Below are 12,768 nucleotides of genomic sequence, written 5' to 3' on the forward strand. Positions count from 1 at the left end.
GCCTCTTTATATAGCGATACCTTTTATATACTCTTTATTAAATAACACCTTTAACTTCTTCATTCACCGGCCATTTTTCTAATGTATATGCCATTTCCCAAAATGAATATTCATATTGACTACTAAAAATAAAATGTTGTCTCATACGATTACGGTCTGCCTCTGTTACTTTTTCAGCAATCGTATCTAATCGTGTAATTTGCTCTTCTACTAGAGTACGGAACCAATCCGAACCATATGCAGAAATCCATTCTTGATAAATTGGTTCTTCTGGTTGACATTCTTTTAATCGTTCACCAATTTCATAATATAACCAATAACAAGGTAAAATAGCCGCAATAATATCTCCTAAATGCCCTTCATAAGCTGCACGATACATATGAGATGTATATGCATATGCAGTTGGCGCAGGAATAAAATTATCTTTTTCTTCTTTTGTAATCCCTAATTTCTTTGCGAAATTCTCATGTAAAGATAACTCAGCTTCATACGTATTTTGTGCATGATGCGCCATACGAGCCGTCGTTTCTAATTCAAGAGCCTTTGCAGCACCTAACGTTTGTACTCTAGCAAAATGACTTAAATAATATGAATCTTGAAGCACATAATAACGGAAACTAGCTAAATCTAACGTTCCTTCGCCAAGCTTTTTTACAAAAGGGTGATTGAAACTCGCTTCCCAAATTGAATCTACTTCTTTACGTAATGATTGTGAAAAAGTCATTTAAATCCCTCCAATAATTTATAAAATATAAGTATTTATCCACATTTAATGAAATAAAAAAAACTTTCTTTACAGGCGTAAAGAAAGTGAAATAGACAATATTAATTTATGCATTAAATACCATGTCTTCCCCACTTTCCTACGCTGGCATTAACCAGATCAGGTACTAAGAGTCTCAAAATTACATTTGATCTCAGCCTATAAAAGGCCCCTCTAGTGGATAAATATTTAGTTGTCGTATTGTAATTATCATAGCATACTTCGTGGAACTATCAAAAGTTTTAATTGTACAAGTATCTTAAAAACCTTCTTCTTTCCTTACTTTTAATGAAGTTTCAATGATCATATCTAATAGCTTACTATAGCTAATTCCCGCTGCATCTGCACTTTTCGGCAGTAAACTTGATTGTGTCATCCCTGGTAATGTATTAACCTCCATTACATATGGAATTCCGTCCTTCACCATCATATCAACCCTTGCATAAACACTACATTTTAATGCTTTATAACAAGCCATTGACGCTTTATTTACACGTTCCTTAATTTCAGTTGGCAGTTCAATAACTTCTTCAATTGTACTAACATCATCGTATTTTGCATTGTAGTCAAAAAACTCAGCTGCATGTCGAATCGAAATGATAGGTAACTGTTTACCATCAAAAATTGAACATGTAATCTCGTCACCTTTTATATACTTCTCAATTACTACTTCAGAATCCCATTCGAATACAGTTTCCAGCATTGAGATTAATTCGTTTTTATCATTAACGATCTTTACTCCAACACTTGAGCCACCAGAGTTAGGTTTTACCACTAACGGAAATCCTATCTTATCTAACTCTTCAAGCTTTAGATCATCCATTTTTGTAAGTTCAATCCAATCGGGTGTTTCTACTCCTTCATAACGCAAAATCTTTTTCGAAATATTTTTATCCATACATATACCGCTAGATAACATATTGCTACCGCTATAAGGAATACCTAAACTCTCAAGCGTCCCTTGAACTGTACCATCTTCTCCGTATTTTCCGTGTAATGCTAGCAATGCAAAATCAATGTCTTTCGCTTTTTCAATTAAATCCATTTTTTCATTTAATGTAATTGGAACTATTTCATACTTACTCTTATCTAAATGTGCAATCATTTCATTACCAGTCATAATTGATACTTGTTTTTCAGAGGATACTCCTCCCATAATAACGCCAATTCTCATTTTCTCAACTCCAAGTTTCATTTTTTAATGTTTCACCAATTATTTGAATCCCGCTAACAATTTCCTTTTCTTTCAAACGTGAAAAACCTAATCGGAATGTGTTCGCTCCTCCTCCATCAGAGTAAAAAACATCTCCAGGAGAAAACGTAACTCCTTTCTCATAACACTTTTGTAAAAGTGTGCGGGCTTGAATTTTTTCTTCCAACTCTATAAACAAATGAAGTCCACCATCTCCAGTCATTCTTTTAAACGGAATGTACTGATTACACGCCCCAACAGCTAACTCATATTTTTTCTTATAAACAGATCTTGCTTTTTTTAAATATTTTTCAAAATATCCTTCATGTAAATATTGAAACAGAACAGCTTGATCTAACGTTGATGTGTGAATGGTTCTTGCTCTTTTAACACTTTCTAAATAATGTATCAGTTCTTTATCTGCAATAATCCAGCCTACACGTAAACCAGGGAAAAGTACCTTCGAAAAGCTACTAATATAAATCACATTATTACCAGCCCCAGCAAAAGTTAATAACGGCGATAAATGTGAACCTGAATAACGTAATTCTTCATTAAATCCGTCCTCTATAATAGGAACCTTATATTTCGAAAATAACCTCATCAATTCCGTTCTTTTCTCCGAACTCGTAACAATACCAGTTGGATTATGATAAGAAGGAATTAAATACGCAAAATCAAAATCCTTTTCACGCAAACTTTTTTCTACTTCAGTCGTATCAATACCATCATCATTCATATTAATTCCATGAACTTCAAGTCCATGTAAACGAAAAAGCTTCAATGCAGCATGGTGAGTTGGGTTCTCACAAATAACACGCCCTGATTTTTTCAATAAGGAAGAAAGTACAATATCTAATCCTTCTGTAAATCCATTTGTAATTAAAATATCTTTGTTCGAAATATCTACACCTTTCATTTCCATGTAATGAAGTAGATAATTCATTAACGGTCGATAACCTTTTGCATATCCGTAGTTCAATACGATATCCCCTTCAATGGACATACGAGTAAGAAAAGCTCTTTTGAAATTTTCAACATCAAATAGCTTTTCATCCGGAGCTATACTATTAAAAACAATCATTCCTTTTTCCCAGCGAACACCATGTTTCATTAAATCTAATTCATCCGCTAATGCGGTAACTGTATTGAGTTTATTTTTCCAATCTATTTCAACAGACGAAGTGTTACTTATATCCACTTTCGCGACAAAGTTCCCTTTTCCTTTAACTGCATAAATGAGCCCTTCTTGTTCTAAATCCGCATATGCAGAGAGTACTGTATTCCTGCTCACTGATAGTAATTCACTCAGTTCCCTTGTTGATGGGATTTTTTGGTTCCCTAACAAATGCCCTTTCATAATCATCTTTTTCAAATAATCCTTTAATTGAATATAAACGGGACGATCTTTTACAACTTTAAAATCCTTAAACAATTCCTTACCCCCTGCAATTATTTTTGCACATTTATTTCATTCTCAAAAGGTCCACCACATATGTATTTTTTATGAATAGCGGTACGGTTATAAAGCCTATAAATCCTTTCGATATAGATTGATTACATCTTTCAAAGCGGCTGCGGCTGCCCCACGTGGGTTTGAGGCCCCTCCAAGCGTTGTCACTTGTCCCATTGAATCCGTAAAGAATGTAATTCCTTTTTCGGTACTATTTATATTTGCTAATGGATGTTCTTTCTCTAAATTACAAGGTTTTACACTAAGATTTACTTTTCCATTATCATCTTTATATGCTGATGCAATCAATTTAATAGATTTATTTTGTTCCTTTGCATTTTGAATTTGTTGCGTTGTAACGTGCTCTATTCCGTTTATTTGTATATCTTTGAGTGAATAATCTGTTCCCATTAAACTATTCGTCAAAAGTAATAATTTACAAGCGCTATCCATCCCGCTTATATCTAATAACGGGTTAGTCTCCGCAATTCCTTTATTTTGTGCTTCTTGCAACGCTTCTTCAAACGTCTTATCTTCTTCATGCATCTTTGTAAGAATATAATTTGTTGTCCCGTTCAATATTCCTTCTATTTTTTCAATATGGCAACCTGCTAAACTTAGTTGTCCAATGTCTAATGTCGGTAACGCAGCCGCAGTTGCACCGCTATATCGAATACGTACATTTGCCATTTTTGCTGCTTCCTTTATTTCTCTCCAGTTTGTAACGAGTGCACCTTTAGAAATTGCGACTATATCCATATGTTTCTCAATCGCTTGTTTTATATATTGTTTTCCTGGATTTCCATCCTTTAGATTTGTAACAGTTGATTCTACCAATACAGTGCCACTTATCCCACTCGTTCCACGTTCCTCCGGATGATGTTCTATATATTTTTCAATCGCAGCAGTACCGCCACCATACATTAATAAATGATGAATAGATAACCCTCCCTCATTACGTATTGCAACATTTCTACCTAATACGCCACTTACCACTAAATTTATTCCATATGTTTCATTTATATATAAATATTTTTCATTTAATAATTTTATAAACTCTCTTCCTACTGTTCCATATCCAGATAGTACAATGTGAATTTTCATAATATCCCCCCATATTTTTCTACCAAATCCCTCTTTCAATATAATATAAAGCGCCCCCGAATTCCATCGAGAGCGCTTTATTATTAACTATTGCGGTAGCCATGATAACTTTTCTGCAATTGTTCTATAAAATTCTTGAATATTAGAAAAACCTAACGTGTCTGAAACACTTAATCCTACCATATCGAGATGATCCCAATTTACTTTCGTTTCAATATGATTCCATTTTCCAACCTGTAAAGACTCATTATTATTTACGGCAATATTAGACGAAGGCGCAATCATAGAATTTGTATTTACTACACCGTCATTTTGCCACCAAGATGTATCAATTAATGGGCGATTTTCTTCATATCTTGCATAGGAACCTAAGAAAAATGCATTACCCATTAACACTTTATTCATCGTAATATGAGGTAATTGTAAACCTGTTATAGGTGCTGCTTGCGATGCATGTCCACTATACGATAAGTAATATACATCCGATTGTGTCTTTACCCAATTATTTAACTCTTTTGCACCATCAGTACTTAAATCCCATTGACTTATATCTTTTGTATTTTTCCAAATTGAACTATTTAAAATACGATCAGTATATTGGAAAAAGGACTCTCCACCATTCTTTTTCATACCCCATTGATCCAATTTAAAATCATATAATGATAAATTATTGTTTCCTCCTAAACTTGCAGCAGTAATGAGTAAATCTTTAACAAACGGAAGCAATAGACTACCATCCGCAAGTGTTGTCCCGTTGTGAGGAGTTGCTAAAGTTGTAACACTATGAACATACGATTTACCACCTTCAAATAGTGGTGATATCTTTGTATTCGGATGATTTTTCACATAATTTTTTTCTTCATAACTTCCTTCTTTTAATAGCTGTACTAATGTTCTCGTCGTTTGTCCTCCCATACTATGCCCAACTAAATGAACTTTATTTGTTTCACTCCAATTCGGTGCAAAACCACTATATGTTCTACCAAAACGATTATGTCTATGTTTCTCAGCATGTGCCGCACCATAATCTACTGTTCCACCGTTAATTTGCGCATATAATTCACATGCACGGTCCCAATTACTAGAAACAGGGCCAACAGCAGCCGTATGAACTGTATAACCATTTCTTTTTAAATCTTCCTGTATATCATGAACACCACCCCAATATTTTACCCCTAGCATTTCTTCCCTACCCCATCCAGCAAATCCATTCACTAAAATGATAGGATAATTATTTTGTTGCCTCTCTTCAGCGTAAGTTGTTTTCGCTACAAATGAACAAACAGTCACTAATGCAAAAAAACATATTTTTAAAAATAGCTTCCCCATACTTCCCCCCCTAATAAAACGTTTACATTTTTCCGTGAAAAAGATTTACACAATTCGTTTTTAACTTAAACATAATGTAAAGTATTTTATATACGTTGTATATATAGAAAACATACACAAATGTTGATAAATATTAATTCAAGTAAACATTTACTTTTTACAATAAAACTTTTAAATCTTATTATTTGAATTTATAATTGAATGTAGTTTCCTCATGTTAAATGGATTAAAAATCATAAGAAAACTAATTTCATTGCTTGAAAGGAGGAAAAAGCATGCAAATCGGATTAAACATTCGTACTTTATCTCAACCTACTAAAATAACTTCCTCTAGTCTTGAGCATAATAATATCCCTTCTATTAAACTTGAAGATACGAAATCAAATGATCCAATCAAATTTGATATTCGTTCATCTGAAAAAGAAATGAAACGACTTGAGCATAAATTTAGCGAATTAGATTTATGGAAGATGTTGAAAGATAAAGGTGTTCCTTTATGGATCATACTTGAAATGCTACAAAAAGTCCGTAAAGAAAAAGAAGCTCAAAATAATTCAGTTCAAAATTCAAATACGATTGAAGAAACGAGTGAGACTCGATTAAATGAAGTAATGTAAAGCATAATATTTGATTGGTCTATAAACTAAAAAGAGTTCAAGACTGATAAAGTTTTTATCAACCTTGAACTCTTTTTTAAGATTTTTCTCCAATCGTTACAAACTGAAAAGATACTTCTCCTTCCAAACCTTTAATTAGCCTTGTTACTTTGACATTTTCATTAACCAATGTATTATCTGTCGACATTTTAGGTTTTTCATCTCCTAAAGATTTTTTCAGATGAAGAAGGTGCATTTTCGTTTCATTTGCCTTTATTTCTTTATACACACTATTTTGTGCTACAATCACATACCATTGCGTTGGATATGTACGAGTGTTACCTATCCAAGCGTCACTATCGTATGAAACTGGAATCTCTTTTCCTTCTAATTCAATACTTTTCATATTCTTTTCGTCTTCATGTGTAAACAACAGCGAACCTTCTTTTGGGAATTTCGGTAACGTATCTATAATATAATTGGAGCCATTATCTCGTTTACGAAAAACTTTTTCTTTAATCAATGCTTGTGCTGTAGATTCATTTAAAATTAATACCTGTCCATTTCCAACTTTACCTTTTTTCACAGAAAACACTTCATTTTCTTTCGTAATTTCTTGATAACGATTAATAATTGGTGAAATTTTATTTTCATCTCCAATGATTAATAAACCGTTTGCAGGAAATGGATTTTCCTTTTTAGAGCATGCACTAAAACTTATTAAAAGTAGTATCGTTAACATAAAAATAGTTAAAGTTCTTTTCATCGCGTTTCCTTTCATCATACAGTTCATTTTTTCACATACTTTTGTGTAGTCTTACAAGCTAATATACTCTATTGCTCCATAACTTTATAAAGCTTTTGTAGGTAACGCCAACGAGTTATAAAGAAATATAAAACTTGTATACATATAAATGAAATTAAAATAACGATCGAGCTATTTAAAATAGAAAAATCGACTAATTGTTGCAGTGCCGTATACGCAACTACAGTATGAATCACTGCAATGATAATCGGTAAGAAGAACATTAATACTAACTGTCTCGTTACAACTTTTTTTAACTCTCGTTTACTTAATCCCATTTTCGAAATCATTTTATATTGTTGTTGATCACGGTCCAAATCAGTATATAATCGGAAATAAATAAAACTAGCAGCAAATGTAAAGAAAACGATTCCGACTAAAACACTTGCCATAAGTAATAAACCATTCTTTTGCTTTGCCTCCAACAAGTTTAATGTTAAAGCCTCAAAGTAGAAATCTCTGTCCCTAAGATCTTTATCGAATACATTCTTTAATTGATTTGAAATCTCTTTCGTTTTTATCCAATCATCTACAACAAATCCGTAAGTACGATGTTGAATATTTTCATCTTTTGGATTACTCGTATGAGGAATTTCATCATACACATGATCTTGAACAGCAATATAAATACTACTAGGATCATGTGGTAAAACTAAATTTCCCACAGTTTTTTTCACACGAAATGTCTTTGTCCAATCTCCTTGAATGACTTCAATATTTTTTTTATAGTCACCATTTTTAAATTCTTGTTTTTGTGACACCCTCCCAGGGATTAGTAAAATTTCATCTTCTTTTTCAATCGTTTCTTGTTGGTATCCGAGTGCTCTCGTAAGTTCGTTATATTCACTTAATTTCAATACATTTACGTTACTTTCTGTAAATTTATTTGAAGATGAAGCCATTCGGTACGGAATATTTGCATCCGCAAGATGTTTTTTTATAGTAGAGAGATGTTTATCTACCAATTTGTTGTTTTCAGAGCTTTCATACAGAAATGTATATGGGTTTGTCATCCATACTAAATTCCTATTACCAAGAGCAGCTGTTGTACCGATTGCTGTAAATGCAACTGCTGAAATAATAGATACAATGAAAAACATCGCTGCGTTATCTTTCATACGGTAAATTAATTCTGAAAATGTTAATATATTTGTTCGCTTTAAAAAGAATGATTCACTCCTTTTAGCAAGATACAATATATACACGCTACACTGTGTATATAAAAAGTACGTTCCTATAATGACTAGAAGTACACCCATTCCGAGCGTAATAAAATTAGTACTTGGGATAAAGCGAAATACTGAAATATATCCATAGCCTATACTAATTAAAGAAAGTAGCGATAATAGAATAGAAGCTTTCGGTTCAGGCTTTGGCTTTTCCTCTGCTTGAATAAGTTCCACAAGTTCCGTTACTTTTATCATTTTAAAAGTAACAAGCGAAACAATTAAAAATAATAAAAGAAATGTGATGACTGTTAATAATACCGCCTGCACTGGTATATAAAAAGGTAAACCATTACTAATCATTAATACACTTGCACTTATCAATAAAACTAGTTTAGAAAATATGAGTCCAATAAGAATTCCTATACAAATTGAGCCAAATCCAATCAACATATTTTCAATTAATAATAATTTCTTAAGCTGTCTCATTGACATACCTTGCATCATTAATATGCCAAATTCTTTCTTACGCGTTTTTAAAAACGAACTAACTGAATATAAAATAAAGAAAAATGAAAATACAAAAATCAATCCTTGCGAAACTGTAAATCCCAATGTACCGAATGCACTTATTGTTGCACTTGTCGATTTTAATTCTCCTTGTAAATCAGGATGAAATAATAAAAGAGCATACGTAAAGAAAATCATAATAGAAAATGCACTACTTAAAAAATGGGCAGCATATGTACGCTTATTACGAAAAATATTATTAAATGCGAACTGACGAAAAGTCATGTCTTTTCCCCCCTAACAAAGAAAGGACATCCATAATCTTTTGATAAAATGCTTGCCTGCTTTCACCACAATAAATTTCGTTATATAGTTGACCATCTTTAATAAATATAACTCTGCTGCAAAAACTGGCTGCATACGGATCATGTGTAACTAACATCATCGTTGCCTTTTCTTCCTTATTAAGAGCATCTAGCATCTCCATTACATCATTTGAAGATTTAGAATCCAAGTTCCCTGTTGGTTCATCTGCAAGTAATAATTGCGGCTTATGAACGATTGCACGAGCGATTGCTGTTCTTTGAGCCTGCCCCCCTGATATTTCAAAAGTTCTTTTACTCAATATATCTGTAATATTTAATTTCTCTGCAATTTCTTCCACTCGTTTGTTCATTTCTTGCACAGAAACACCATCTAATGTCATCGGCAATACGATGTTTTCTTTTACAGTAAGTGTGCTAAGAAGATTAAATGATTGAAAAACAAATCCTAATTGTTTCCTGCGGAATAACGCTAAATCTTCTGATGATAATTGGAAAGGATTTGTGCCATTTATTAATATTTCTCCCGATGTTGGAGAATCGATAGTAGATACCATATTTAATAACGTTGTTTTCCCGCTTCCTGATGGTCCCATAATCCCTATAAATTCACCTTCTTGAATTGATAAATCAATATCTACCAATGCTTTAAAAGGTATTTTCCCCTTATATACTTTACTAATACTTTTTGCATGTAAAATTTCCATTTATATTCTCCCTTCATTTGTACTGCTCACTATAAAGTGTAAAGGAATTGTCTTACAGCTCATATTGATTCATCTTTCATTTATCTTACACGCTTGTAAGATTTCTAAAAAAACTGATAACAAATCTATTTTTAAGCTACAACCGGCGTATATCTATCTTATAATATATACATAGTAGCATGAAATACAATGCTACTTATCTCTGACGCCGGGACAACTTGTATTCTTTATTAGCAACATGCAATATATTATAAAAAATAACTATACAACTTCAAAACGATTAATAACAACTTATAATTCACAAGTAAAATCAAAAAGTAAATATTATGTAAAAAAGCTTAGAGTTTTAAGCCCTAAGCTTTTCTTTTTTATAATGATTTTATTCCATTATAGCCCTTTTTAAAGAAGAACATTTTTTATCCACTCTGATTTACTCACTATATAATGATTATATAGTTGGTTTTCTATCGTTTGTTGACTCAGATAAGTAAACCCACATTTTTTAATTACTTTATTTGATGGTATGTTGTTGATTAAAGCAATTGCATTTAGGACATCTAAAGTTGTATTTTTGAACAAATAATCAATTAACCCTTTAGTCGCTTTCGTAGCGTAACCATTATTATGATACTCGCTTGAAATAGCATACATGATTTCTCTATTTGGTGAAGGGAGTTCTTCTTTAATGCTTGTGCAGCACCATCCAATAAATTCATTTGTATCTTTATTAAATATTCCTAGCTTTAATATATGATCATCTATGTTGCATGTATTTTTCACCGCATCAAGAAATGCTTTATTTGCTGGTATTTCATAATTTGCAACCCAATTTACTCGTTGTTCTTTCGTTGATTTCCAGTCTGGCAAAAACCTTTCTATTTCCGGTTGATTCGATATTTTATAAATACTCTCCGCATCTTTGTTAGTAAACTCTTGCAAGTATATATCTCCACAGTCTATTCTAAATAAATTAGTCGAACTCTCTTCTCCCATGTTAATCCCCCTTAATTATATTAAAGCGCCTTAATCTGCTTCGTAAGTTCTATAAATCGTTCATCAAGTTCTTTATATTCTTTATCGTTAAAAGTTAAAAAGCTTAATTTACCTAATACTTCTTGTCTCTCTGTTTCTAACGTTAAACGTAGCTCTTCAATATCATCTCTTGTTTTAGTAGGCTCTTCTAACTGCTTTTGTATCGTATTATTTGAAAACACGAGTTTCGTGTTAGTTGTTTTCTCTAGAAAATATCGATCGTGAGAAACTATAACCAATGTTCCATTATACTCAGCCAATGTATTTTCAAGTTGTTCCCTTGAAGGTAAGTCTAGATGATTTGTCGGTTCATCTAAAATAAGTACATCTTTTTCCTCTAAAATATAGGTCATTAGCTTACACTTCACTCGTTCTCCCATGCTCATTTGCTCAATCGGCTCTTTCCATTGAGAAGCCTGGAACCCTAAATATTTCATTAAATTTTGGACTTTTCCTCTTTCTTCAAATGTCTCTTTAAAAAATAAATCTTCTGGTGTTTTATCAAGTGGTAAATCAAATACTTCTTGTGTTAAATAACCGATGTTTGCTGATGGTGAAATCCATACTTCTCCTTGAACAGTCTCCGTGCCCATAATCATCTTCAGTAATGTTGTTTTCCCGCTTCCGTTTGGTCCAATAATCGCAAGCTTCTCACCGTGTTGGATTGTAAAATTAACGTTTTCGAATAATGTTCGTCCATCAAATTCTTTCCTCAATTGTTTCACTTCTAAAAAGCGTTTTCCTACTTTTTTATTCGCTTGAATAGAGAACTCAACTGAATACTCTTCTTTAACACGTTCTACTTTCGTTTTCTCAAGCTCTTTTTCGAGACGTTTCCGTTTCGACTTCACTTGCGCATCCATTCGCTTCGCTTTCACACGATAAAATTCTTTAACGCCTTCTTGTTTTGTAGACTGTGCATGTGCCTTTTGTGACCATGAACTTAATTCGTTTATTTGTGATTCTACTTGTTCTATCTTTTTTTGCTGTTTTTCATATTCACGCTGCTGCGTCATTCTTTTTTGCTCACGTGCTTTCATATAACTCGTATAATTACCGCTATGGTCAATTAATTTTTTATCCTCAATTGACCATATTTTTGTTGCGACAACATCTAAAAAATATCGATCATGCGATACGACGATAACTGTACCTCTCATATTTTTTATTTGTTTAATGAGAAATTCCGTACTCGTCTCATCTAAATGATTTGTCGGTTCGTCTAATATTAATAAATTAGGATTTTCGGAAAACCCTTTTGCTAATCGAACTTTCAGCTTTTCACCACCACTTAAAGTAAGAAAATCGTTTGTTGGCACGCCCCATTTCGCAAGAAGTTCTGCTTCTTTTGCAATCACATCATTACTAATAAAGGATTCTGTTTCTTGTTCAACATATGCCGTTGTCACATTCATTTGCTGCCATTCAACAGTACCTTTTGATGGCTCAATCTTCCCATTAATTAATTGAAGTAACGTTGATTTACCAGCACCATTTTTACCAATTAATCCGATAACATCCCCTTGTTTTACTGTAACATTCATTTTCTCTAATAAAGTATTTTCTATTATTTCAACATAAACATCATTTAATTTTAAAAGTTCTTTCATATTACAGATCCCTTTCATTAAGGGAGAACAAAAAAATCCTCCCAAATTAATTTGGCAGGATTAGTCATTAAAATATTTATACCCAAATAAGCTATTAAGCAAAATAAATAGCAATACTATTGTATGGAAATCGGGCAGACTAATCCTATTTTTTATAAATTGAAATTTATTTAATTTC

11 protein-coding genes and 1 riboswitch are annotated in these 12,768 nt (G+C 32.4%); of the genes, 1 reads left to right on the plus strand and 10 read right to left on the minus strand.

Features of this window, described 5'->3' with window-relative positions:
* Window positions 1-37 precede the first annotated feature (37 nt).
* From tenA to MHI07_RS12640, 5 genes are all read right to left on the minus strand, one after another.
* Window positions 38-724, minus strand: coding sequence for a thiaminase II (tenA, locus tag MHI07_RS12620; RefSeq protein ID WP_002032475.1), 687 nt, complete (start codon window positions 722-724; stop codon window positions 38-40).
* A 119-nt stretch (window positions 725-843) separates the two neighbouring features.
* Window positions 844-949, minus strand: a riboswitch (TPP riboswitch).
* Window positions 950-1,022: 73 nt separating this feature from the next.
* Window positions 1,023-1,937 carry a D-alanine--D-alanine ligase gene (gene ddlB / locus MHI07_RS12625; RefSeq protein ID WP_002110213.1) on the minus strand — a complete coding sequence of 305 codons (915 nt, stop codon included), beginning with the start codon at window positions 1,935-1,937 and terminating at the stop codon, window positions 1,023-1,025.
* A 4-nt stretch (window positions 1,938-1,941) separates the two neighbouring features.
* Window positions 1,942-3,390 carry a MocR-like pyridoxine biosynthesis transcription factor PdxR gene (pdxR, locus tag MHI07_RS12630; protein ID WP_340824122.1) on the minus strand — a complete coding sequence of 483 codons (1,449 nt, stop codon included), beginning with the start codon at window positions 3,388-3,390 and terminating at the stop codon, window positions 1,942-1,944.
* A gap of 96 nt (window positions 3,391-3,486) precedes the next feature.
* A complete protein-coding gene (locus MHI07_RS12635) occupies window positions 3,487-4,512 on the minus strand; it encodes a homoserine dehydrogenase (protein WP_078173613.1) in 1,026 nt (341 codons plus the stop codon).
* An 87-nt stretch (window positions 4,513-4,599) separates the two neighbouring features.
* The gene (locus MHI07_RS12640; RefSeq protein ID WP_215581970.1) at window positions 4,600-5,841 is read right to left on the minus strand and encodes an esterase/lipase family protein; all 1,242 of its coding nucleotides are present in this window, start codon (window positions 5,839-5,841) and stop codon (window positions 4,600-4,602) included.
* A gap of 275 nt (window positions 5,842-6,116) precedes the next feature.
* Between MHI07_RS12640 and MHI07_RS12645 the strand changes: the two genes are divergently transcribed.
* Complete coding sequence (locus tag MHI07_RS12645) at window positions 6,117-6,458, plus strand: DUF3914 domain-containing protein (protein ID WP_215581972.1); 342 nt, start codon at window positions 6,117-6,119, stop codon at window positions 6,456-6,458.
* A gap of 76 nt (window positions 6,459-6,534) precedes the next feature.
* Here MHI07_RS12645 and MHI07_RS12650 read toward each other — a convergent pair whose 3' ends face one another.
* The 5 genes from MHI07_RS12650 to abc-f all read right to left on the minus strand — a co-directional run bounded on the left by MHI07_RS12650 (window position 6,535) and on the right by abc-f (window position 12,590).
* A complete protein-coding gene (locus MHI07_RS12650) occupies window positions 6,535-7,218 on the minus strand; it encodes a lipoprotein BA_5634 family protein (RefSeq protein WP_078173675.1) in 684 nt (227 codons plus the stop codon).
* 53 nt (window positions 7,219-7,271) lie between these two features.
* Window positions 7,272-9,203 carry an ABC transporter permease gene (locus MHI07_RS12655; protein ID WP_215581974.1) on the minus strand — a complete coding sequence of 644 codons (1,932 nt, stop codon included), beginning with the start codon at window positions 9,201-9,203 and terminating at the stop codon, window positions 7,272-7,274.
* The gene (locus MHI07_RS12660) at window positions 9,178-9,948 is read right to left on the minus strand and encodes an ABC transporter ATP-binding protein (RefSeq protein WP_199659506.1); all 771 of its coding nucleotides are present in this window, start codon (window positions 9,946-9,948) and stop codon (window positions 9,178-9,180) included. The genes MHI07_RS12655 and MHI07_RS12660 overlap by 26 nt, the downstream gene beginning before the upstream one ends.
* Window positions 9,949-10,347: 399 nt before the next feature.
* Window positions 10,348-10,941, minus strand: coding sequence for a GNAT family N-acetyltransferase (locus tag MHI07_RS12665; RefSeq protein WP_340824128.1), 594 nt, complete (start codon window positions 10,939-10,941; stop codon window positions 10,348-10,350).
* A 20-nt stretch (window positions 10,942-10,961) separates the two neighbouring features.
* A complete protein-coding gene (gene abc-f, locus MHI07_RS12670; protein ID WP_340824130.1) occupies window positions 10,962-12,590 on the minus strand; it encodes a ribosomal protection-like ABC-F family protein in 1,629 nt (542 codons plus the stop codon).
* Window positions 12,591-12,768: the final 178 nt, after the last annotated feature.

Source organism: Bacillus sp. FSL H8-0545, from assembly GCF_038006105.1.
GTDB classification, from domain to species: domain Bacteria; phylum Bacillota; class Bacilli; order Bacillales; family Bacillaceae_G; genus Bacillus_A; species Bacillus_A cereus_U.

Bases quoted from the DNA above. Each gene is read 5' to 3' on its own strand.
- tenA (WP_002032475.1), bottom strand. From the start codon at position 724: ATGACTTTTTCACAATCATTACGTAAAGAAGTAGATTCAATTTGGGAA.
- ddlB (WP_002110213.1), bottom strand. From the start codon at position 1,937: ATGAGAATTGGCGTTATTATGGGAGGAGTATCCTCTGAAAAACAAGTA.
- MHI07_RS12635 (WP_078173613.1), bottom strand. From the start codon at position 4,512: ATGAAAATTCACATTGTACTATCTGGATATGGAACAGTAGGAAGAGAG.
- MHI07_RS12640 (WP_215581970.1), bottom strand. From the start codon at position 5,841: ATGGGGAAGCTATTTTTAAAAATATGTTTTTTTGCATTAGTGACTGTT.
- MHI07_RS12645 (WP_215581972.1), top strand. From the start codon at position 6,117: ATGCAAATCGGATTAAACATTCGTACTTTATCTCAACCTACTAAAATA.
- MHI07_RS12650 (WP_078173675.1), bottom strand. From the start codon at position 7,218: ATGAAAGGAAACGCGATGAAAAGAACTTTAACTATTTTTATGTTAACG.
- MHI07_RS12655 (WP_215581974.1), bottom strand. From the start codon at position 9,203: ATGACTTTTCGTCAGTTCGCATTTAATAATATTTTTCGTAATAAGCGT.
- MHI07_RS12660 (WP_199659506.1), bottom strand. From the start codon at position 9,948: ATGGAAATTTTACATGCAAAAAGTATTAGTAAAGTATATAAGGGGAAA.
- MHI07_RS12665 (WP_340824128.1), bottom strand. From the start codon at position 10,941: ATGGGAGAAGAGAGTTCGACTAATTTATTTAGAATAGACTGTGGAGAT.
- abc-f (WP_340824130.1), bottom strand. From the start codon at position 12,590: ATGAAAGAACTTTTAAAATTAAATGATGTTTATGTTGAAATAATAGAA.